This is a genomic window from Bacillus sp. RE35 (assembly GCF_052146655.1).
Classification (GTDB): Bacteria; Bacillota; Bacilli; order Bacillales; family Bacillaceae_G; genus Bacillus_A; species Bacillus_A cereus.
On the sequence record NZ_CP197377.1, the window covers coordinates 389,496 to 412,530 of the forward strand.

Here is a 23,035-nt window from a genome sequence, read left to right on the forward strand (position 1 = left end):
TGTCAGTAATTTCTGACAGTTTTTTTAGTATGTAGTAAAATTAATAGTGTATTGTCGAATTTCCAAGGAAATAATCAAAAAATGGAGATGTTATGAAATGAGAGAGAAAATCGAGTTGGAGTTAGAAAGAATTGAAAAAGAGAATGATGTAAAAATTTTATTTGCGGTGGAATCAGGGAGTCGTGCTTGGGGGTTTCCATCGAAAGATAGCGATTATGATGTTAGGTTTGTTTATATACATCCGGTAGAATGGTATTTATCAATTCATGACAAACGAGATGTAATTGAATATCCAATTAGTGATGATTTAGATATAAGTGGTTGGGATATTAAAAAGGCGTTGCAACTATTCGCGAAGTCGAATCCTGCTTTACTTGAGTGGATTCGATCACCAATTTTTTATTCGAAAAACTCTAATTTTCCAGAACTACTTCAACAGATGAGTGAGAAGAATTTTGATCCAAAAGCAACGATATATCATTATTTACATATGGCGTCGAAAAATTATCGTGAATTTTTGCAAGGTGAGAATGTAAAGCTGAAAAAGTACTTTTATGTATTACGTCCCATTTTAGCTTGTAAGTGGCTAGAAGAGAAAACGACTTTACCTCCTGTAGAATTTGATCGATTAATTACAGAATTATCATTAGAACGTAGCGTATTAGATGAAATTGAAAAGTTGTTAATAAAGAAAAAAGCAGGTACTGAATTAGATGTTGGATTGAAAATTAAGGTGCTAAATCAATTTTTAGAAGAACAAATTCATTACTATCAGCAATATGTAAAAGGAATTGAAAAGGGATCAGGAATCGATATTGAGAGTTTAAATACATTGTTTCGAGATATGTTGTTTGAAGCATATGAAAAAGAGCACAAGTAAGTTTGTGCTCTTTTTATTTTGTAGGAATGAAGAAAACAGATATAGCTGCGATAAGACCTGCAAAGGAGAATAAGTAAAAATTCCATGCTAAGTCATATTGCATTGTCATAATAATACCGACGAGAATTGGGCCAGCAATTGCACCAACTCGGCCAAGCCCCAGTCCCCAGCCTAAGGAGGTAGCTCGGATATGTGATGGGAAGTATTGTGTTACATATGCATTTAATATTTGAGTAATACCGACTGATCCAATACCAGCAAGGCCAATTAAAAGATAAATGATTGTAACAGATGGTTTGATTGTTAATAGTCCGATACATATGGCTGCCATAAGATAAGAGATGCTAATAACAATTTTTGCTCCTATACGATCAGCAATTGCTCCAGCGAATAGTGCGCCGATAGCTGCGGTAATATTTAGCATAAGTAGAAATGACAGACTAGACCCAAGAGGATATCCTGCCTGGCGCATCATCTGTGGTAACCAAGTGTTTAAACCATATATTAAAAACATTCCCATTATATAAGTGATCCAAAAAAGTAGCGTTGCTTTTATGTATTCTTTTGAGAATAAAGTAAAAAATCCATTTTTCTTTCGTATAGTAGATGGGTCTTGATGAGTTTTATCTTTTACATGAAATTCAATTTGAAAACGATTAAGAATTTGGTTCACTTCTTCTTGGTGATTACGTGATAATAAAAATTGAATGGACTCGGGTAAATAGCGAATAATGAAAGGGATGAGGAGTAGTGGAATCATTCCGATACCAAACATAATTCTCCATCCGAAATCTTCTAACATAAGCATGGACAAAATAGCACCTAACACGATACCTAAAGGATAGCCAGTAAACATAAGAGCATAAATAAAAGATTGCCTTTTTTTTGGTGAATATTCAACAGTAAGTGCTGAAGCTGTTGGGATAACACCGCCTAATCCGATTCCTCCTATAAATCGAGATAATCCAAATAACTCAGGAGAAGGAGCGATAGCCGCTAAACCCATTGTGATAGAAAAAAGTGCTAAACAGCATATAAGCGTCCATTTACGCCCAATTAGATCTGTAATCGTTCCAACTAGAATAGCTCCAATAAACATCCCAAATAAAGCATAGCTTGCAATTGTACCAGCATGCGCTGGTGATAGCGCCCAGCTTTTGTCTTCTAGGAGCTTTGGTAGAACGGCACCGTAAATACCTAAATCATATCCATCAGCTAAAATGGCTAGCCAACAAATAAAAACAACAAGTTTTGTAATAGAGCTTGGAAAGATAGTTTCTGTAGATTCTAGATGAGGTGGAGCTGAAGGTTGCATAATATTCACCCCTTTTAATTTGTAGATGAATATATTATTTTATTTAATGTTAATATTTTCCTCCTTGTGTCGAATTTTATCTGAAAAGGGTTTATAACAAATAAAGAAGTTCAACAGTAATTTTGTTGAACTTCTTTATTTGTTTACTCATTATCAACTCGTTTTAACGGTTGGTCTGCTGGGCCTTCAAGAACGTCTCCCTCAATTGAAAAACGAGAACCATGGCAAGGGCAATCCCAAGTACAATCACCATTATTCCATTCAACTTCACAGCCGAGATGTGTACAAGTTGTATCGACGATATGTAATTTTCCTTCTTTGTCCTTATAAGCACCTGCTCGTTTACCGTTAACATGTACGACAGATCCTTCACCAACTTCGAGATCTTCTGGCTTACGTAATGCGGTTTCAATCTTTCCTGCAATTAAATGTTTCGCAACATCAATGTTTTGGGAGAGGAACGTTTTTATATCTGGATTTGCATGGAAGCGTGATGGTGCATACAGTTCTTTATAGGGACTGTGAACTTTTAGGATGGAGTCCTTCAGTAGGTGAGCGGCAGCAGTTCCAGTTGTCATTCCCCATTTGCGATATCCAGTTGCAACAAATATATTTGGATTTCTTTCGTTAATATGTCCGATATAAGGAAGCTTATCTAGAGTAATTAAATCTTGTGCTGACCATCTATAAGGAACTTCATCTATTCCAAAAGTGGCTTCAGCAAAAGAATAGAGTGCTTCATAATGAAGCATCGTATTTATTCCCTGACCTGTTTTATGACTCTCTCCGCCAATCAAAATTAATTTTTCTCCATTGTTTGTTATATAGCGTAAGGAGCGCTTTGGATCATCAATACTTAAATACATGCCACCTGGATACTCCGTTTTTGCTTTTATTGCAAGAGCGTAGGAGCGTTCTGCGTACATTCGCGTAAAGAAAAAGCTATTCGCATCATAAAAAGGAAAATGTGAACAAGAGACGACATATTCACAAGTGATATGATGGCCCTCTTTTGTAATTATTTGTGAATAATCGCCCTTTTCCACATCCATAGCTGTTGTTTGTTCGTAGACCTTTCCGCCCATCTCCACAAACTTTTCTAAAAGTGTTTTTAAATAAAGAAGGGGATGGAATTGTGCTTGATTTTTCATTACAAGCGCAGATTGTACTGGAATAGGAATCGATAGAGATTGAACATAGTCACAAGGTATATTTAATTTTTGATAAGCTTCATATTCTTTCGATAAATTTCTTAATCCGTTATCAGTAGTTGTATATAAATATGAATCTTCATTTGAGAAATTACAGTCGATTTTATATGTTTGAACAGTTTTATTTATGAATTGTAGAGCCTGATTATTTGATTCATAGTAAAGCAGGGCCTTTTCTACACCGAAATGATTTATTAATTCATCATAAATAAGATCATGTTGTGCTGTTACTTTCGCTGTTGTATGCCCAGTCGTTCCATTTAAAATACGACCAGAATCAATTAAAACAACATCGATGCCTTCTTTTGCAAGTAAATAGGCAGTAGTAATACCTGTAATACCAGCACCGATAATAGCAACTTTCGTCTTTATATTTTCGGATAAACGAGGGAAAGTAGGAAACTGAGTAGATTCAATCCAATAAGATAGCGGCAGTTGTGGAAATGTATCACTTGTCATTGCGGAAACCTCCTGATTTTAGAACAATTTTCCTTTTAATATTTCCATATTATATGAAATTCATGTGTGTTGTTTTAGAAGTAGTCTATTTTTATTAAAAGAGGTTATAAATTATTTTAATATAATTAATTAGGTGGGGCATTATGATGTAGTAGGATTTATATAAAACTAAATTCAAGTGATTCTGTTTGTTGATTACATAGGGAGTTATTGAATGAGATAGAGTCTATGGCGTTTAAGAAAATGTCTATATATAGTGGGTAAATCCTTATGGAATCTATACATTTTCTTTAGTGAAATAAAGTATGATTATAAAAATATAACCACCTTTTATTACTAGGTCATAAAAGGTGTTGACAATATAGAAATTCTATTGTTATGATTCATCATGTGGAAAGGTTGATAGAGAGTAAAAAGAGAAATGTTTTTCATTGATAATAAAAGCGAAAAATAAGTGACGATAGAGTGAGTATATTTTCCTTATAATAGATGCTTTTTGGATCATCTAGTAAAATCAATCTGGAAGCAAGAATTGATATATGTAAGTTGCGCAAGGCGCGGCATAAGAAAGGAGCAAAAGGATGAAGGAGCTTCATACGTTTGGGTGGTATGCAGCACGTGTATCACCACATTTGCCGAAAAAAGCATTTAAACCAGTGCCTACTCGTTTATTTGGTGGACTGGCTTATTTGCTTGTGGCATTGGCGGGGTTAATATCGATTGGTGTATTTGAATTGAATGTGTGGGCGAATCTAGGAATTGCGATTGTTCTTGGATTATGTTTTGCTTCACTAGGATTTTTAGGGCATGAAATTTTACATGGAACTGTTGTAAGAAAGGCATGGCTTCGTGACTTCTTAGGCGCGATTGCATTTATGCCATTATCAACAGGGCCAAAGCTTTGGAGAAAGTGGCATAATGCAACGCATCATGTTCATACACAGCATGAAGAGAATGATCCAGATGCATGGCCGACACTTGAGAAACTTAAGAAGAGTAAGTTTTTGAGTTGGGTATATCGTATGCCTTTACATGTACGTTCATTCTTTAGTTTTCTGTCACTAACAATTCAATTTACATTGCATTCGACTCGAATGTTCTTTCATTTTATAAAAGAGTTCAAGTCATCCAATCAAAAATCTGTATGGCTTCAACTTCTTTTGCCTTGGACAGTTTGGATTAGTTTATTGTTTATTATGGGACCTGGAAAATGGTTATTTGCATATGTCATTCCGTTGTTAATTGCTAACTTTATTGTAATGGCATATATCGCAACAAATCACCGCTTAAATCCAATTGTTCCAGTAAATGATCCGTTAGCAAACTGTTTGTCAGTAACAGTGCCGCGCTGGGTAGACGTTTTACATTTCAATTTCTCATATCATACAGAACATCATCTGTTTCCCGCTATGAGTTCTAAATACTATCCGTTAGTAAAAGAGAAGATTAAAGAAATGTGGCCGGAACGCTATCATGAGATGCCGATGACAAAAGCTTTGGCAGCGCTATGGAATACACCACGTGTGTATTATCAAGGAAGTGAATTAGTGGATCCGCATAGAGAGCATTTCTATGGTTCTTTAGGAAATGGACTAGATCCTCATAATATTTCATATCGTGAGGAACATATAGAAGAAGAAAAGAGTATTAAAAAAGTAAATCAGTAAAAATTAATATATTTTTGCAATGAAAAAGCAAGCCATCTCAGGCTTGCTTTTTCTTATAAAGAAACTTCCTTTTTGTTCCTTTTATGGACTTGGACGGAGTTAGTTTCTTTTCGTTGTAGTCGTTTTTCTAAAAGATTAACAAAATAAGTAAATAGAAGAACAAGTATGAGATAGTATGCACCAACGATTATGTAAGTATCTAATTGTTGGAAATTACCTGCTGCAATTGATAAACCTGAACCCCATAATTCGGACATTCCTACATAAGCAACAAGTGAAGAATCTTTTAATCCGATAATAAATTGGTTTCCTAGAGGAGGAAGAGACAGACGAAATGCTTGTGGTAATATAATTCGTCGCATAGCTAAAGGATAAGGCATGCCTAAAGAGCGAGCTGCTTCTAATTGTCCCCGGTCAACGGATTGAATAGATCCACGGAAAATTTCCGTAATATATGCTCCGTTATGAATTGCTAAAGCGATTGCACCTGCCCAAAAAGGGGTGAAAACAACAACGGATGTAATTCCAAAATAGAGAATGGCAATTTGAACAATTAAAGGTGTACCACGAATAATAGCAATGTAGACATGAGCGATACTATTTAAAACTTTATTGTTAGAGATTCGAAAGAAAGCGAATAATAATCCAATTAATGAACCGAGTACTAGGGAAGTTAATGTTAATTGTAATGTGACAATAGTAGCCTTTAAGAGTGTGGGATAGGAAGAGATAAAAATTTCAAACATGCGTTTCACCTCATATTGTATAGATTTTAGTAGAGAATGAAATGCCCCACATAAAATGAACATTTAATCAGTGGGGCATTGTTTATAAATCTTTTGAATGGCTAACTTACTTCGTTTTTTCCTCTTCACCGAGAATATTACGCCCGAACCATTTTTTACTGATCTTTTCATACGTACCATCTTTAATGATTTCATCTAACGCTTTATTTACTTTCTCAACCATTTCTTTATCATCTTTGCGAATAGCAATTCCCATTTCATCAAGATTTAATGGTTTTCCGGCTTCTTTTATCTTCGATTTTCCTTCTTTTATCATACGTAGACCAACCATTTGATCCGTAATTACTGCGTCAACACGCCCAGGCTCTAAGTCCATAAGAGCAGTAATATCGCTGTCATATTCTGTGATTTGATCTGTATATTTTGCAACAAGATTTTTAAAGGTACTAGCTTTTACAACACCAATTTTCTTACCTTTTAAATCTTCTGGAGAAGAGATAGCGGTATTCTTTTTAGCCACAAAAATTTGGGCGCCAGAGCGATAGTACGGATTTGAGAAACTAACAGCTTTTAAGCGCTCCTCTGTAATTGCCATACTACCCAGTATTACATCATATTTCTTCGCTTGAAGACCTTGAATCAGCGTTTCCCATGGGTTTGTAACGGGCGTAGCCTTCATGTTCATCTTTTTAGCAAGAGCTTCACCGATTTCTACATCAAAGCCGACAAGTTTGCCGTCATTTTCTTTATAGTTAAAAGGTTTGTATAATCCACTCATCGCATAGCGAAATTCTTTTTCACTATTTGATGAAGTAGTAGAGCTTTCTTTGCTACAAGCTCCTAGTATGAAGGATGTACATAGTGTAATGCTCGCAACAATGGTTAATAGTTTTCTTTTCATAAAACCCCTCCTATATATTGATCATACGGATAGTTTTTTAGTATGTTATTGAAATATTTTATTTGGATGATTAGTTGTGCACCGTATGAATGTATTCCTTTTCGTTTGAAACAAAAGTTACATTATAAAACGTTGCGTAAAAATTGTTTTGCCCGTTCATGTGATGGAGCTGAAAAGAATTGTACTGGCGGAGCATCTTCTACAATCTTTCCATCGTCCATAAAGATGACGCGATCAGCTACATCTTTTGCGAAATTCATTTCATGAGTAACAATAACCATTGTCATCCCTTCTTCAGCAAGTTCTTTCATAACTTGCAATACTTCTCCAACAAGTTCAGGGTCTAAAGCTGAGGTAGGCTCATCAAATAGCATAATCTTAGGGCTCATTGCAAGAGCTCGTGCAATGGCAATGCGCTGTTTTTGACCACCTGAAAGAAGATGAGGAGTTACATCCGCTTTATCTTGAAGGCCGACTTTTTGGAGAAGTTGATTTCCAATATCCTGTGCATTTGCTTTCTCTAATTTTTTTACGTGAATAGGTGCTTCTATGATGTTTTCTAGTGAGGTCATATGAGGAAAGAGGTTAAAGTGCTGAAAAACCATACCGACATTTTCACGGACTTTATTTAAATTTGAATGCTTTGGATCAATTCGCTCACCTTGTAAGTGAATTTCGCCTTCATCGTACATTTCTAAAAAGTTAAGACAGCGAAGTAATGTACTTTTACCAGAACCACTGGCACCAATTAAAACAACAACTTCTTTTTCTTTTACTTCTAAATCAATTCCTTTTAACACATCAAGTGAACCGAATGATTTTACTAGATTTCGAACTTGAATCATACAAAACCCCCAGTTAAAAATATATTTTACAAATGTTGCCCTGTATTTCTGTTATTAGTCATAAATTGTCAGAATCCTTTATTTTTTTTGTGCAATTTGATATTCAAAGAAATAATGATTTTTAAAATCTCTATATCCTTCTATAATGAAAATATGGATAATAATATATAGGTAGTATTTATATTGCTTATAAAAAGGGGGAAAGGGAAGATGGAAAAAGAAAGAAAAACATTTTCTTTTGGATTACGTACACAACTTATGCTATTCACTACAGTTTTAGCTTTCATTACATATTCAACAAGTATATTTTTTATTTACGTGATATACGATTATTTTCAAAGTTATGTAAGTCAAACTGTATATAATATTATCGTTATGTTATTAGGGGTAGTATGGTCTGGAATTTTAGCATATGGAGCAGCCGTATTTTTAATTAAACCGCTTCGCAAGTTAGAGGAAGCGGCAAGAAAAGCAGCTGAGGGTGATATTCGTGAAGATGTTCCATTACCGAAGACAGATGATGAAATTAAATCTTTAAGTGTTGCATTTAATATGATGTTAGGAAACTTAAGGGGCATGGTAAAAAATATTGATACAACATTTTCGTATACAAATAATCAAGTACAGCAGATTAGAAAACAAACAGGCGAAGCAACGAGACAAGCGCAAGGTGTATCTGAGACACTTGCAGAGATTTCTTCAGGCGCTGAGCAATCAGCGGCATCAATTCAAGCAATTGTTTCTGCTGTTGATACAACGACTTCTATTGCAAGTGAAGTAGAAGAAAAAGCGAAGCAGTCTGATACATTGTCTTCAGAAATGGTTGAAGCTTTAGGGCATAGTACTCGTGTCTTTACGTCTTTAATTCAAGGTATTCAAACATTGGCAAAAGAAAATGAAGATTCAATGCAAAATGTACAGAAGTTAGAAGAACGAATGAAACAAGTAGAACATATTGTGTCTGTTGTGAGTGCAATTGCTAGCCAAACGAATTTATTAGCACTAAATGCTTCTATTGAGGCAGCTCGCGCAGGAGAGCATGGAAGAGGCTTTGCGGTTGTTGCGGAAGAAGTACGTAAACTTGCTGATGAAAGTGATCATTCTGCAAGAAACATATCGCAGTTATTACGGAATATGCAAGATGAAGTACAACAAGTTGCAATGAAAATGACAGAACAAGTGAAAATAGCTAAAGAAGAGGCGAAACGTGGGGAAGCTACGGAATTAATTTTAAAAGAAATGTCATCAAGTGTTATGGAAGTAGCCGATGCAACTCAGCAAATTAGTAGTTATATGAATGAACAAGTGAGCCACATTCATCAAACAGGAGCACAAACAAAAGCTGTAGCAGCAATTGCTGAAGAAACGTCAGCTGGTTCGCAAGAAGTAGCACGTGTGACGCTACAACAATCTAAAAATATGATAGTAATCGATCAATTATTAAAGGATTTAGAGAAGCAAGCAACTGATTTGAAACAAACAATTGAACGATTTTCAATGTAAAAGGAAGAACAGAATATTGTTCTTCTCTTTTTTATTTAGCTTGATTTAATATTTACAGTTAAACTATGAACGTTTCCGCAACATTCTTTTCTGTCCCTTTCGGATGAAAATTATAGCGAGCTATAATATTAAAAGGGGTGTCTTTTATGAAAAAAGAAAAAAGACAACGGTTAATTAAACAATTTGTAAAGGAGTATGAAATAGATAAGCAAGAAAGATTAGTAGAATTGTTAGCAAAAAAAGATGTATTAGTAACACAAGCTACGGTTTCTCGCGATATTCGTGAGTTAAACTTAACGAAGGTACCTTCTCAAGAAGGATTAATGATATATAAAGTTTTCTCAGAAGAGCATTTACAAACTGATATAAAGTTAAAGAAAAAATTACGAGAAGTTGTTGTAAAAATTGATTGTGTAGATCAATTAATGGTTATTAAAACATTACCTGGTAATGCACATGTTATTGGTGTTTTATTTGATGAGTTAGATTGGAAAGAAAAAATAGGATGTATATGTGGAAATGATACATGCCTTATAATTTCACAGTCGAAATCAGATAGGGAGATTATAGAAGAAAGATTAAATTTAATTATTTAGATGCAAAAATCCTGTTTTTAATAAAATTAAAAACAGGATTTTTGTTTAAATACGGAAGTTAAATATTCAACATATATGCGTAATATATGTATTTTTTATTGAGAAAGCAAGATAGTTTGTTATAAAAATACATATTCGTATGATTTTAAAAAAATAACTTGTTTAATATTTCACAATGATAATGTGGATGCTTTCACAAAGATGAAAGTACAGAGCATTTATTATGTACTTGTAAGACATCAAACATATTTAAAAGGAGGTACAACAAATGAAACATCCGATACATGTTACTTCAGAAATTGGGGAATTACAAACGGTTTTATTAAAACGACCGGGTAAAGAAGTGGAAAACTTGACGCCAGATTATTTGCAGCAATTATTATTTGACGATATTCCATACTTACCAATTATTCAAAAAGAGCATGATTATTTTGCACAAACGTTACGCAATCGGGGTGTTGAAGTTCTTTATTTAGAAAAACTAGCCGCTGAGGCGTTAGTAGATAAAAAACTTCGAGAAGAATTTGTTGATCGTATTTTAAAAGAAGGACAGGCCGACGTAAATGTTGCACATCAAACTTTAAAAGAATATTTACTTTCCTTTTCAAATGAAGAATTAATTCAAAAAATTATGGGCGGTGTACGGAAAAACGAAATTGAAACAAGTAAGAAGACACATTTATATGAATTAATGGAAGATCACTATCCGTTTTACTTAGATCCAATGCCTAATTTATATTTTACTCGTGATCCAGCAGCTAGCGTGGGCGATGGCTTAACGATAAATAAGATGAGAGAACCAGCGCGTAGACGTGAATCATTATTCATGGAGTACATCATTAAATATCATCCAAGATTTGCAAAACATAATGTACCAATCTGGTTAGATCGTGATTATAAATTTCCGATTGAAGGTGGCGACGAGCTAATTTTAAATGAAGAAACAATTGCGATTGGAGTATCTGCTCGTACTTCAGCTAAAGCAATTGAACGTTTAGCTAAAAATCTCTTTAGCCGACAAAATAAAATTAAGAAAGTGTTAGCAATAGAAATTCCAAAATGTCGAGCATTTATGCATTTAGATACAGTATTTACAATGGTTGATTATGACAAGTTTACAATTCACCCAGCCATTCAAGGGCCAAAAGGGAATATGAATATTTATATTTTAGAAAAAGGATCAGATGAGGAAACTCTTAAAATTACACATCGTACTTCTTTAATGGAAGCATTAAAAGAGGTATTAGGCTTAAGTGAATTAGTTCTTATTCCATGTGGAGGAGGAGATGTAATTGCTTCTGCTCGTGAACAATGGAATGATGGCTCGAACACATTAGCAATTGCGCCAGGTGTAGTTGTTACATATGATCGCAACTATGTATCTAATACGTTATTACGTGAACACGGTATAGAAGTGATTGAGGTGCTAAGTTCGGAATTATCTCGTGGTCGTGGGGGTCCACGTTGCATGAGTATGCCAATTGTTCGTAAAGATATTTAGTATAAATAACGGAGAAAGTAGGGATGAATTATGTTAATGACTAGACCAAATTTAAAAGGAAGAAGCTTTCTAGCAGAAAAAGATTTTACACAAGAAGAATTGTTATATTTTCTAGATTTGGCAGCAGAATTAAAAGAGAAAAAGAAAAATGGTATCCCGCATCATTATTTAGAAGGTAAAAATGTAGCGCTCTTATTTGAAAAAACTTCTACTCGTACGCGTTGTGCATTTACAGTAGCATGTACAGATTTAGGGGCAAATCCTGAATATTTAGGGAAAGGTGATATTCAACTTGGGAAAAAAGAATCTGTAGAGGATACAGCAAAAGTGTTAGGGCGTATGTTTGACGGAATTGAGTTTCGTGGATTTAATCATGAAACTGTAGAATCTTTAGCACAAAATTCTGGTGTGCCAGTTTGGAATGGATTAACAGATATGTGGCATCCAACACAAACACTAGCAGATTTATTAACAATTAGAGAACATATAGGGAAATTGAAAAATGTGAAGCTCGTTTACGTTGGCGATGGGCGAAATAATGTTGCTAATAGCTTACTAGTTGGTGGAGCAATCGTTGGAATGGATGTACGTATTTGTACACCGGAATCTTTATGGCCTGCACAAGAAGTAATTGATTTAGCAAAAAAATATAATGAACAAGTAATGATAACAAGTAATGTGGAAGAAGCTGTTGCGAATGCAGATGTAATTTATACAGATGTATGGGTGTCTATGGGGGAAGAAGAAAAATTTGCTGAACGTGTCGAGTTATTGAAACCTTATCAAGTAAATATGAAAATGATTAAAGCAACAGGGAATGAAAACGTGATTTTCTTACATTGTTTACCTGCATTTCATGATGTTGAAACGATGTATGGCGAAGAAGTTTATGAGAAATATGGGTTGAAAGAAATGGAGGTAACTGACGAAGTATTCCGCAGTAAACATTCAAAAGTATTTGATCAAGCTGAAAATAGAATGCATACAATTAAAGCGGTTATGGCAGCTACTTTAGGAAACATGGAGTAAAGAAGAAAGGGAGTCTTCCTTTCTTCTTTCTCCTCCTTTAGACACTATCATTCACTATTGCTTTTGTATTGTTATTGTAATTAAAGAGAGGTGAGTGGAATGGGTGAAGATAAGAAATTAGGGTTGTTTACACTAACGGCTCTTGTAGTTGGGTCTATGATTGGCGGTGGAGCCTTTAATTTAGCGAGTGATATGGCAAAAGGTGCTGGTGCTGGAGCCATTATTATTGGCTGGGTTATAACAGGAATTGGGATGATCGCACTCGGATTATCTTTTCAAAATCTAACTGTAAAACGGCCAGATTTAGATGGTGGTATTTTTAGCTATGCAAAAGCAGGGTTTGGTAATTTTATGGGGTTTAATAGTGCGTGGGGATACTGGCTATCTGCTTGGCTTGGGAATGTAGCTTACGGTACATTATTGTTTTCTTCATTAGGATATTTCTTCCCGATCTTTGAAGGCGGTCAAAATGTAGAATCCATTATTGGTGCAAGCGTATTATTATGGTGTGTTCACATGTTAATTTTACGTGGAGTTCAATCAGCAGCCCTTGTGAATTTAGTAACTACAATCGCAAAATTAGTACCTGTATTTGTATTTATTGTCATAGGAATCTTTGCGTTTCATATTGATACGTTCTTAGATGGATTTTGGGGGCAAACTGGTTCTTTTTCATGGGGAGCAGTTGGCAGCCAAGTTAAAAGTACAATGCTTGTAACTTTATGGGTATTTATTGGGGTAGAAGGGGCTGTTGTTTTATCCAGTCGAGCAAAAAATAGAAGTGATGTAGGGAAAGCAACCGTTATTGGCTTAATTGGTACACTCATCATTTACATTTTAATCACATTATTGTCTCTTGGACTTATGCAGCAAGCAGACATTGCAGGTTTGAAAAATCCGGCTATGGCTTATTTGTTTGAAAGTGTTGTTGGAAAATGGGGTGCTATCTTTATTAATTTAGGTTTAGTCATCTCTGTATTAGGTGCTTGGTTAGGTTGGACTTTGCTCGCTTCTGAAATTCCATATTTAGCGGCTAAAGATGGAGTATTTCCAAAATGGTTCGCAAAAGAAAATAAAAATAAGGCTCCAGTAAATTCATTATGGATAACAAATGGTTTAATACAAATATTCTTGTTAACATTCGTCGTTTCTGATCAGGCGTATAACTTTGCATTCTCTTTAGCATCTTCAGCTATTTTAATCCCATATGCTTTTTCAGCATTTTATCAACTGAAGCATAGCTTAAAGTCTGAAGAAGCAGATCGAAATAAAAATATAATAATTGGCTTGATCGCAAGTATTTATGGCGTGTGGTTAGTTTATGCAGCCGGTTTAGAGTATTTATTATTAACAATGACTTTATATGCGCCAGGTATTTTTATTTTTTACAATGTTCAAAAGCAAAAGAGTTCGAAGCAAATATTTACTCGAGTGGAATTAGCATCATCCGTAGCAATTGGTGCTTTAGCATTCTTTGCGATTTATGGATTAATTACAGGCAGTATTACTTTATAAAGCGCTGTGAAAGCGAAATCAACTGGAGGGCTGGAATATGGCACGAAGAAAAATTGTAGTTGCACTAGGGGGAAATGCGATACAGTCTGGAGAAGCTACTGCGGGAGCGCAGCAAGAAGCGTTGGAAAAAACGGCAGAACAACTTGTGAAAATAATGGAAAATGATGTGGATATAGTAATTGCGCATGGAAATGGCCCACAAGTGGGGAATATTTTATTACAGCAAAAAGCTGCAGAAACGGAAAAGACACCTGCAATGCCATTAGATACTTGTGGGGCAATGAGCCAAGGGATGATTGGATATTGGATGGAAAATGCAATTGAAAAGGCATTGAAAAAACGGAATATAAACAAAGATGTAGCAACGGTTATAACACGTGTTGTTGTGGATAAAAAAGATGAGGCATTTAAAAATCCAACTAAACCAATTGGTCCTTTTTATACAGAAGAAGAGGCCAGAAAATTAATGGATGAAACAAAAGCAGTGTTTAAAGAAGATGCTGGTAGAGGATGGAGACGTGTTGTTCCATCACCGAAGCCTGTAAGTATTCATGAACATAAAGTGATTAATTCTTTGGTCGAAGATGGAAACATAGTGATAGCTGTGGGCGGAGGTGGAATTCCAGTAATTGATTCTGAAGAAGGGTTAAAAGGAACTGAAGCGGTTATCGATAAAGATTTCGCTGCGCAGAAATTAGCAGAATTAGTAGATGCCGATACGCTCGTTATTTTAACTGCAGTTGATTATGTGTATGTAAATTATAATCAACCGAATCAAAAAAAATTAGAGCATGTCACAGTGAATCAATTAGAAGAATATATTGAAGAACAACAATTTGCTGCGGGAAGCATGCTTCCAAAAATCGAAGCTGCTATTAATTTTGTTAATACAAATCCAAAAAGAAAAACGATTATTACGTCTTTAGAAAAAGTATATGAAGCACTAGAAGAAAAAGCCGGTACTATTATTTCAAAACAGAATGTATGCATGTATGTTTAAATTATTATGTACGCTACTTAGTAGTAAAAAAAGAATGAGGTTAATAACTTCATTCTTTTTATTTATTAATATTTTTTGTACTCATTGTTCATAAAGTTTTCATGATGAAATCTGAATATACAAGTTAATTATGATAAAATTCAAATTGAATACGCTTTCTTGATTTTTCGCTCCAACATACAGCAAGAGAGAGGGAATTTTATGAATAGACGGAACGTAGTGAAAGACTTAAAGCAGTTCGAATTATTTGCTCATTTAACAGAAAAAAAATTGAAAGGCTTAACAGAGTTTGTTTATTGGCGAACTTATAAAAAAGGTCAATTTTTATTTTTAGAAGGGGATTCAAGGGAAAGAATTTACTTCATGTTAGATGGTTTTGTAAAGTTAGAGCGGGTTAATCAAAATGGGAACTTATTATACGATGACTATGTAAAGCGGTATTCTATTTTTCCTTATGGTGGTATGTTTACAGACAGAGGATATAACTATACAGCAGAAGCAATGACGGATGTGGAGGTATATTATATTCCAACGGTAATCTTTGAAGATATGGTAAAGTCCAGCAGAACACAATTGATGTACGTTGTTCAGCAATTATCATCTATATTAAAATTGAACGAAAATCGAGTGCAAAATATTACAATTCCTAATGCACAAGATCGTGTTATCCAAACGTTAAATTATTTAATGCAGGATTTAGGAGAACAGAGTGGAGAAAAGATTGTAATTTCATGTCCACTTACAACAATTGAAATATCCAAAATATCTGGAACATCTCGAGAGACAGTTAGCAGCGTATTAAAACAATTAAAAAATGATAGCATTGTTACAATTTTAGATAAAAAAATTACAATACATGATCCAACATATTTTGAAGAAATCTCTATGTGAAAATTGTATATTGATTTTTTAATTCATAGTGTATATTAATAAGGTTCTTTATATATTTATAAGGAACTTTTTTACGTTATCCTCTATAAAAAGATTGTATAGTATGGTAATAATAGCTAAAATCGATAATAAAATACAAAGTGAAGGGGAGAAAGAATGATTCGTATTGAGTATGATCGATTAGTAGCTATTTGTTACAGTATAGGGGTTTTGTTATTATTAAAAATTCCAAATGATAATGAATTAATTGGGGAAAAACTATTCAATGTCTATAAGATTCCGATACATACGTATGTTTATATGGATTATAAAGTCTCAAATATATTGATTGTTTCTTTCATACTACATGTAATTGCATTTATATTATTTTTAAAATGGCTAGGAAAAAAGGAGTCTAGTACATTTAGAAAAATGAATAAAATAAAAGTAGTAGGTACTAGTATTTTGATTGTAATGATGCCGTTTATTTTAAATACAATCCTCCAGACATTGAATAAAACATGGTATTATGCAGGAAAAGCAGGGGTAGAAGCAATAGAATATAAAAAAGAAGATAGCCAGTGTAGAATGGAGAAAAATGGAGAGAATATCCAACCGAAGTGCATTGTTACTTTAAAAAATTATCGTAATCATTCACAAGCATTAAAAGTTGTTTTATATGATAATGCAAACGAGAATTCAAAAAGCTATCCAGTACCGAAACCAGTCTATTTACAAAAACATGAGACAAAGCAATTTGAATTTCAAGTTCCTGTTTCTTATAATAGAGGTATTGAAAAAGATAAAGTACCAAATATTAAATTACATTCATTGCATGAAAATGATACGAAATACAATTAATCTGTAAGTAAAAGTTTATGAGTAGGAGCAAGAATTTGAAACGATATAGAAAATCAACTTGAATCATCCAACATACTGCGAGGTAACGGTATATTGGATGATTTTTTTATGTTATCCCCTTTTTTCACGTATGAAAAGGAGGAATACTTTGTTGGAAATGAAAAACATCACAAGGATCATACATGGTTTTTACTTTACGTAATCTGTGAAAGTTAGAGCCATAATAACTAGTTTGCCAATTTTTAATGTCGATATCGGGCCAGTTCACATAGTCACCTAGTGTATAAGGATCTAAGCTTTCTCGTAAACCTTTAACCCAGCGTATATTTCGATTTTCTTCATCATCGCATTTCCAAGAGGTAATGTATTCTTGAGCAATAATTGCTTTACGATGAAAATAAGCCGTTTCATTCGGCGAAATATTTTCAACAGCACCTATGAGCGATTGATGCCAAATACTAGCATCTTTATTTGGTGCATGAGAAAGAAAGGATTGCATGATTTGAATGCCTTTAAGGGGAATAGGTTTATAGACATAGGAACCAGAGCGCTTAAAATTTTCAGGGATGTTACCTCCATTAAAAAATTCAACAGCCTTTATATAAGGAACTTCTTCTATAAAGAGAGAGGGGCTACCAGTTTCAAGAAGAGGGGATAATAGGGAATGGAGTTCAGAGGGAGAACCGACAAACTCGCCTTGTGCTTCAATTTTATTTCGTTGCTTGGCGAATAATTCGATCGATGAAGTGAGACGTTCATCTATATAAGGTGCCCAGTTTTGCCACGCTTGAAATGCAGCAATAAAGTCTTCCCATTCCCATGTAATTGAGAAAATTGATACATTTTTTATCGGGTGGACTCGAAAAGTTAAGGAAGTGACAATTCCGAAGTTTCCACCACCGCCACCACGGCATGCCCAAAAAAGGTTAGAGTTTTCTTGTTCATTTGCACGAATGAGTTTTGCACCAAATTTTCCACACGCTTGTACCATTTCCACTTCCATTAATTGATCACATGTTAATCCAAATAAGCGCGAAAGCATACCAATACCACCGCCAAGTGCTAATCCAACAACTCCAACGCTTGCACTTGTACCAGCAGGAATTGTAACACCGTAATTCCAAAGTTCTTTATAAACAGTGCCAAGATTTGCACCAGCCTCAATTGTTGCTGTTAATTTCTCTGTATTAACAGTAATGCGATGCATTTCACTCACATCAATAATAAGTCCTCTATTTAAAAGAGAAAAATTTTCATAGCTATGACGTCCACTTCTTAACCGAAATGGTATATGACGTTCACGTGCCCATTTTAAGGCGTTACAGACATCCTTGTTATTTTGACAAAAAACAATAATACAAGGGAGTTTTGGAATACTTAAATTTAAATTCATTCGGGCTACGTCGTAGTCAGGATCTGTGGGAACAACGATACGACCTGTTAATTTTGTTTGCTTCAATTTATTACTCCTTTCTAAAATAATCAGAGTTTTTTATTAATATATGAAAAATGTCTGTAATACGCGTGGACAAGGAGAGGTGAAGAATGAGATTTACCTTTGTGAGAAATAAATAAAGCATAAGAATAAAGAATCTACATAGAGTTCAATGAAAACAGTTGCAAACTGTTCATATTTTGTTATGATAGTGTTACGAAAACGTTTGCATAAAATTCCGATGGGATGCAAAAGGAGAGAAGGACTATGAATAAGACATGGTGGAAAGAAGCAGTTGCTTATCAAATTTATCCACGAAGCTTTATGGATTCAAATGGTGATGGTATTGGAGATTTACAAGGTATTATTGCAAAACTGGATTATTTAAAAGATTTAGGTATAGATGTAATTTGGATTTGTCCAATGTATAAGTCACCTAATGATGATAATGGTTATGATATTAGTGATTATCAAGATATTATGGATGAGTTTGGTACAATGGCAGACTTTGATGCTTTACTAGATGAAGTTCATAAGCGTGATATGAAGCTTATTATTGATTTAGTTATTAATCATACGAGTGATGAACATCCATGGTTTATTGAATCACGTTCATCTAAAGATAATCCGAAGCGTGATTGGTATATTTGGCATGATGGTAAAGATGGTGCGGAGCCAAACAACTGGGAAAGTATTTTTAATGGTTCGGCATGGGAATATGATGAAGAAACAGAACAATATTATTTACATTTATTCTCACGTAAACAACCAGATTTAAACTGGGAGAATAAAGAAGTTCGCGAAGTACTATACGATACGGTTAATTGGTGGCTTGATAAAGGTATTGATGGTTTCCGCGTTGATGCAATCAGTCATATTAAAAAAGAAGAAGGCCTCAAGGATATGCCAAATCCAAAAGGGTTAAAATATGTGCCATCTTTTGATAAACATATGAATGTGAAAGGTATTCAACCTTTATTAGAAGAGCTAAAAGAAAATACATTCTCTAAGTACGATATTATGACTGTTGGTGAAGCAAATGGTGTTAAGATTGAAGATGCTGAGCTTTGGGTTGGAGAAGAGCAAGGTAAGTTCAATATGGTATTCCAATTTGAACATTTAAGTTTATGGGATGCAGAGAAGAAGAAAGACCTTGATGTTGTAGGATTGAAAAAAGTATTAACGAAATGGCAAAAAGGATTAGAAAATAAAGGATGGAACGCTTTATATATTGAGAATCACGATAAACCACGTATCGTTTCAACATGGGGAGATGATAAACAATATTGGCGTGAAAGTGCAACAGCTCTAGGGGCGATGTATTTCTTTATGCACGGTACACCTTTTATTTATCAAGGCCAAGAAATTGGTATGACAAATGTTCAGTTACCAAATATTGAAGATTACGATGATGTAGCAATTAAAAATTTATATCGCGAGAAAATTGCAGAGGGCGTACCACATCAAGATATGATGGAGATTATATGGGCTTCTTGCCGCGATAATTCACGTACACCTATGCAGTGGAATGATGAGATGAATGCTGGTTTCACAACAAGTACACCTTGGTTTAGCATGAATCCAAATTACAAAGAAATTAATGTTGAAAAGCAAAAAAATGAAGAAAAGTCTATTTTTAATTTCTATAAGAAAATGATTGCCCTGAAAAAAGAGCACGATGTACTGAACTATGGTACGTATGATTTACTTTTAGAAGACGATCCACAAATTTATGCATATACACGTACGTTACAGGATGAAAAAGTCATTGTAATTAGTAATATCTCAAAAGAGGAAGCTGTGTATAATGAGGGTTCATTTGCACTAGAACGCAAACGTTTGCTTTTAAATAACTATGAAGTTGCGGAACATGAAGAAGTAACAACAATTGCTTTAAAGCCTTATGAAACAAGGGTTTATCGCATTTCATAATAAAAAAGGATGCTCTTTGAGCATCTTTTTTTATTAAAAAAAATAAATTTCTATTGCAAAGTGAAAACGCTTTTATTAAAATAGATTTATGAAAACGGTTGCGTAAAGATAAAAATAAAGTAACATAAGGAATCGTTTTCATAAAGGGAACAGAAATTATAATTTAAATCATTATGTTTTTATAAATAAAGGGGAGGAAGAACAGATGAAAATTACGTCTTTTGATTTTTGGCAAAAGTTCGGGAAAGCGTTATTAGTTGTTGTAGCCGTAATGCCAGCAGCTGGTTTAATGATTTCCATCGGTAAGTTAATTGGTATGTCTGCTGGGGATGTTAACGCAGTTCATACAATCGCTCGCGTAATGGAAGACATCGGTTGGGCAATCATTACAAATCTACACATCTTATTCGCAGTAGCAATTGGGGGATCTTGGGCGAAAGATCGCGCGGGTGGTGCATTTGCAGCGCTATTAGCATTCGTCTTAACAAACCGAATTACAGGAGCTATATTTGGGGTAAACGCTGAAATGTTAGCGGATTCAAAAGCGAAAGTTTCTTCAGTAATAGCGGGAGATTTAATTGTAAAAGATTACTTTACTTCTGTACTTGGTGCACCTGCATTAAACATGGGAGTGTTCGTAGGGATTATCACAGGTTTCTTAGGAGCTACTTTATATAACAAATATTATAACTATAATAAACTGCCACAGGCATTAGCATTCTTTAATGGAAAACGATTTGTACCATTCGTTGTAATTCTTTGGTCTACAGTTACTGCGATTGTATTATCACTTCTATGGCCATTCATCCAAAGTGGGTTAAATGAATTTGGTCGCTGGATTGCAGCTTCAAAAGATAGTGCACCAGTTGTTGCACCGTTTGTATATGGAACGTTAGAGCGTTTATTATTACCATTTGGTTTACACCATATGTTAACGATTCCGATGAACTATACAGAGCTAGGCGGAACATATACGATGCTAACTGGTTCAAAAGTTGGACAAGTTGTAGCAGGACAAGATCCATTATGGCTTGCATGGATTACAGATTTAAATAATTTATTAGCAAATGGAGATACGAAGGCATATAACGATTTATTAAATAACGTTGTACCAGCTCGTTTCAAAGCTGGACAAGTTATCGGCTCAACAGCAGCGTTAATGGGGATTGCATTTGCGATGTTCCGTAACGTTGATAAAGAAAAGCGTGCAAAATATAAACCAATGTTTTTATCAGCAGCATTAGCAGTATTCTTAACAGGTGTAACAGAACCAATTGAATTCATGTTCATGTTTATTGCTCCAGTATTATATGTTGTATATGCTATTACAACAGGACTTGCATTCGCGCTAGCTGATTTAATTAACTTACGTGTTCATGCATTTGGATTTATTGAGTTAATTACTCGTACGCCAATGATGGTTAACGCAGGTTTAACAAGAGACTTAATCAACTTTGTTATTGTTTCATTAGTGTTCTTCGGTCTTAACTTTACACTATTTAATTTCTTAATTAAAAAATTCAATTTACCAACACCAGGGCGTGCAGGTAACTATATTGATAATGAAGATGAGGCATCAGAAGGAACAGGAAATGTACAAGACGGTTCATTAGCAACAAAAGTTATCGATTTATTAGGTGGAAAAGAAAATATTGCTGACGTAGATGCTTGTATGACGCGCTTACGTGTAACAGTAAAAGATTTAGATGTTGTTGCACCAGAAGCACAGTGGAAACAAAATGGTGCTTTAGGGCTTATTGTAAAAGACAAAGGTGTACAAGCGGTATATGGTCCGAAAGCTGACGTATTAAAGTCAGACATTCAAGATATGTTAGGTGCGTAATAATATGAAATTGCTAACTTTAAACTGTCATTCTTGGCAAGAAGAGAATCAAATAGAAAAGATACAATACCTTGCTAAAGTAATTCAAGAAGAAGAGTACGATGTCATCGCATTGCAAGAAGTAAGTCAGTCCATACAAGCTGAAAATGTATGCGGTAACAAGAAAAAAGATAATTTTGGACTTTTACTATTAGAAGAGTTAAAAGCGCTACATGTAAAAGATTACAATATTACTTGGGATTTCTCTCATATTGGTTATGACGTGTACGAAGAAGGATTAGCGATTATAACGAAGCATAATATTATAAAAGAAGATACGTTCTTCATTTCAGAAAACGAGGATACAACGTATTGGAAAACGCGTAAAATTGTAAGTACAACAATTGCTTATAATGGTAAGGATATAACGTTTTACTCTTGTCATCTCGGTTGGTGGAATGATGAAGAAGAGTCATTCAAAGGTCAAGTCGATCGTTTGATGGAGCGTGTAGATAGCAATAAGCTCGCCTTCTTAATGGGGGATTTTAATAACAATGCTCGATTGAAAGGCGAAGGTTATGAGTATATGATGCAAAAAGGTTTGTATGACACATATGAATTAGCAATAGAGAAGGATGAAGGAACGACTGTCCAAGGTGAGATTGCTGGTTGGGATGAAAATAAACATAATTTGCGAATCGATCTAATATTATGTAACCAAAGTAAAAAAGTTCATTCTTCAAAAGTTATTTTTAATGGTACAAACAGAAATGTAATTTCAGATCATTTCGGTGTAGAGGTTCAATTGGATATATAATAGAAGAAATCCTCACAGAGAATAAAAGCTGTGAGGATTTTTTTTAGGAATACAAGTATTTCCAAGAGAAAATACTTGTATTTTTTATGACATTTCATATATATTTGTTATTATTGAATGTAAAACCGAT

General features: G+C 34.4%; 18 protein-coding genes and 2 pseudogenes. 14 read left to right on the plus strand and 6 right to left on the minus strand.

What is annotated here, in order from left to right; genetic code table 11:
- Nucleotides 1-97: 97 nt before the first annotated feature.
- The gene (locus tag ACTL4X_RS02095) at nucleotides 98-880 is read left to right on the plus strand and encodes a nucleotidyltransferase domain-containing protein (protein WP_001208237.1); all 783 of its coding nucleotides are present in this window, start codon (nucleotides 98-100) and stop codon (nucleotides 878-880) included.
- Between the two features lie 13 nt (nucleotides 881-893).
- Here ACTL4X_RS02095 and ACTL4X_RS02100 read toward each other — a convergent pair whose 3' ends face one another.
- Both ACTL4X_RS02100 and ACTL4X_RS02105 read right to left on the minus strand, forming a co-directional pair.
- Nucleotides 894-2,195 (minus strand): MFS transporter, encoded by a 1,302-nt coding sequence (locus tag ACTL4X_RS02100; RefSeq protein WP_001183078.1) that lies wholly within the window; start codon nucleotides 2,193-2,195, stop codon nucleotides 894-896.
- 143 nt (nucleotides 2,196-2,338) lie between these two features.
- Nucleotides 2,339-3,865 carry an FAD-dependent oxidoreductase gene (locus tag ACTL4X_RS02105; protein ID WP_000199980.1) on the minus strand — a complete coding sequence of 509 codons (1,527 nt, stop codon included), beginning with the start codon at nucleotides 3,863-3,865 and terminating at the stop codon, nucleotides 2,339-2,341.
- 581 nt (nucleotides 3,866-4,446) lie between these two features.
- Here ACTL4X_RS02105 and ACTL4X_RS02110 point away from each other — a divergent pair.
- Nucleotides 4,447-5,532, plus strand: coding sequence for a fatty acid desaturase family protein (locus ACTL4X_RS02110; RefSeq protein ID WP_000661226.1), 1,086 nt, complete (start codon nucleotides 4,447-4,449; stop codon nucleotides 5,530-5,532).
- A 53-nt stretch (nucleotides 5,533-5,585) separates the two neighbouring features.
- Here ACTL4X_RS02110 and ACTL4X_RS02115 read toward each other — a convergent pair whose 3' ends face one another.
- The 3 genes from ACTL4X_RS02115 to ACTL4X_RS02125 all read right to left on the minus strand — a co-directional run bounded on the left by ACTL4X_RS02115 (nucleotide 5,586) and on the right by ACTL4X_RS02125 (nucleotide 8,024).
- Nucleotides 5,586-6,341: an amino acid ABC transporter permease gene (locus ACTL4X_RS02115; RefSeq protein ID WP_002025246.1), complete on the minus strand. Its 756-nt coding sequence runs from the start codon at nucleotides 6,339-6,341 to the stop codon at nucleotides 5,586-5,588.
- A gap of 43 nt (nucleotides 6,342-6,384) precedes the next feature.
- On the minus strand, nucleotides 6,385-7,179 hold the full coding sequence (locus ACTL4X_RS02120) for an ABC transporter substrate-binding protein (RefSeq protein WP_000823765.1): 795 nt from the start codon (nucleotides 7,177-7,179) through the stop codon (nucleotides 6,385-6,387).
- A gap of 122 nt (nucleotides 7,180-7,301) precedes the next feature.
- Complete coding sequence (locus tag ACTL4X_RS02125; RefSeq protein WP_000616927.1) at nucleotides 7,302-8,024, minus strand: amino acid ABC transporter ATP-binding protein; 723 nt, start codon at nucleotides 8,022-8,024, stop codon at nucleotides 7,302-7,304.
- 375 nt (nucleotides 8,025-8,399) lie between these two features.
- Between ACTL4X_RS02125 and ACTL4X_RS02130 the strand changes: the two are divergent.
- The 9 genes and pseudogenes from ACTL4X_RS02130 to ACTL4X_RS02170 form a co-directional block, all read left to right on the plus strand.
- Nucleotides 8,400-8,585: pseudogene (locus ACTL4X_RS02130) on the plus strand (HAMP domain-containing protein); the annotation flags it as partial.
- Between the two features lie 369 nt (nucleotides 8,586-8,954).
- A pseudogene (locus ACTL4X_RS02135) lies at nucleotides 8,955-9,527 on the plus strand (methyl-accepting chemotaxis protein); the annotation flags it as partial.
- Between the two features lie 146 nt (nucleotides 9,528-9,673).
- Nucleotides 9,674-10,123: an arginine repressor gene (gene argR / locus ACTL4X_RS02140; RefSeq protein WP_000711826.1), complete on the plus strand. Its 450-nt coding sequence runs from the start codon at nucleotides 9,674-9,676 to the stop codon at nucleotides 10,121-10,123.
- A 268-nt stretch (nucleotides 10,124-10,391) separates the two neighbouring features.
- Nucleotides 10,392-11,624: an arginine deiminase gene (gene arcA / locus ACTL4X_RS02145; RefSeq protein ID WP_000682331.1), complete on the plus strand. Its 1,233-nt coding sequence runs from the start codon at nucleotides 10,392-10,394 to the stop codon at nucleotides 11,622-11,624.
- 30 nt (nucleotides 11,625-11,654) lie between these two features.
- The gene (gene argF, locus ACTL4X_RS02150; RefSeq protein WP_000930289.1) at nucleotides 11,655-12,653 is read left to right on the plus strand and encodes an ornithine carbamoyltransferase; all 999 of its coding nucleotides are present in this window, start codon (nucleotides 11,655-11,657) and stop codon (nucleotides 12,651-12,653) included.
- 99 nt (nucleotides 12,654-12,752) lie between these two features.
- Nucleotides 12,753-14,168: an arginine-ornithine antiporter gene (gene arcD / locus ACTL4X_RS02155; protein ID WP_000503412.1), complete on the plus strand. Its 1,416-nt coding sequence runs from the start codon at nucleotides 12,753-12,755 to the stop codon at nucleotides 14,166-14,168.
- 37 nt (nucleotides 14,169-14,205) lie between these two features.
- Nucleotides 14,206-15,168, plus strand: a complete 963-nt coding sequence (gene arcC, locus ACTL4X_RS02160) for a carbamate kinase (RefSeq protein ID WP_000113951.1) — start codon at nucleotides 14,206-14,208, stop codon at nucleotides 15,166-15,168.
- Nucleotides 15,169-15,369: 201 nt separating this feature from the next.
- Nucleotides 15,370-16,059 carry a Crp/Fnr family transcriptional regulator gene (locus tag ACTL4X_RS02165; RefSeq protein WP_001081905.1) on the plus strand — a complete coding sequence of 230 codons (690 nt, stop codon included), beginning with the start codon at nucleotides 15,370-15,372 and terminating at the stop codon, nucleotides 16,057-16,059.
- Nucleotides 16,060-16,215: 156 nt separating this feature from the next.
- The gene (locus tag ACTL4X_RS02170; RefSeq protein ID WP_063245430.1) at nucleotides 16,216-16,899 is read left to right on the plus strand and encodes a hypothetical protein; all 684 of its coding nucleotides are present in this window, start codon (nucleotides 16,216-16,218) and stop codon (nucleotides 16,897-16,899) included.
- Nucleotides 16,900-17,023: 124 nt separating this feature from the next.
- Here ACTL4X_RS02170 and ACTL4X_RS02175 read toward each other — a convergent pair whose 3' ends face one another.
- Nucleotides 17,024-18,358, minus strand: a complete 1,335-nt coding sequence (locus ACTL4X_RS02175; protein WP_000814898.1) for an FAD-dependent oxidoreductase — start codon at nucleotides 18,356-18,358, stop codon at nucleotides 17,024-17,026.
- A gap of 243 nt (nucleotides 18,359-18,601) precedes the next feature.
- Here ACTL4X_RS02175 and ACTL4X_RS02180 point away from each other — a divergent pair, with 243 nt between their 5' ends.
- The 3 genes from ACTL4X_RS02180 (at nucleotide 18,602) to ACTL4X_RS02190 (ending at nucleotide 22,905) form a co-directional block, all read left to right on the plus strand.
- Nucleotides 18,602-20,266 (plus strand): glycoside hydrolase family 13 protein, encoded by a 1,665-nt coding sequence (locus ACTL4X_RS02180; protein ID WP_001044710.1) that lies wholly within the window; start codon nucleotides 18,602-18,604, stop codon nucleotides 20,264-20,266.
- A gap of 205 nt (nucleotides 20,267-20,471) precedes the next feature.
- Complete coding sequence (locus tag ACTL4X_RS02185; protein ID WP_000705560.1) at nucleotides 20,472-22,109, plus strand: PTS transporter subunit IIBC; 1,638 nt, start codon at nucleotides 20,472-20,474, stop codon at nucleotides 22,107-22,109.
- A 4-nt stretch (nucleotides 22,110-22,113) separates the two neighbouring features.
- Nucleotides 22,114-22,905, plus strand: coding sequence for an endonuclease/exonuclease/phosphatase family protein (locus ACTL4X_RS02190; protein WP_000771997.1), 792 nt, complete (start codon nucleotides 22,114-22,116; stop codon nucleotides 22,903-22,905).
- Nucleotides 22,906-23,035 lie beyond the last annotated feature (130 nt).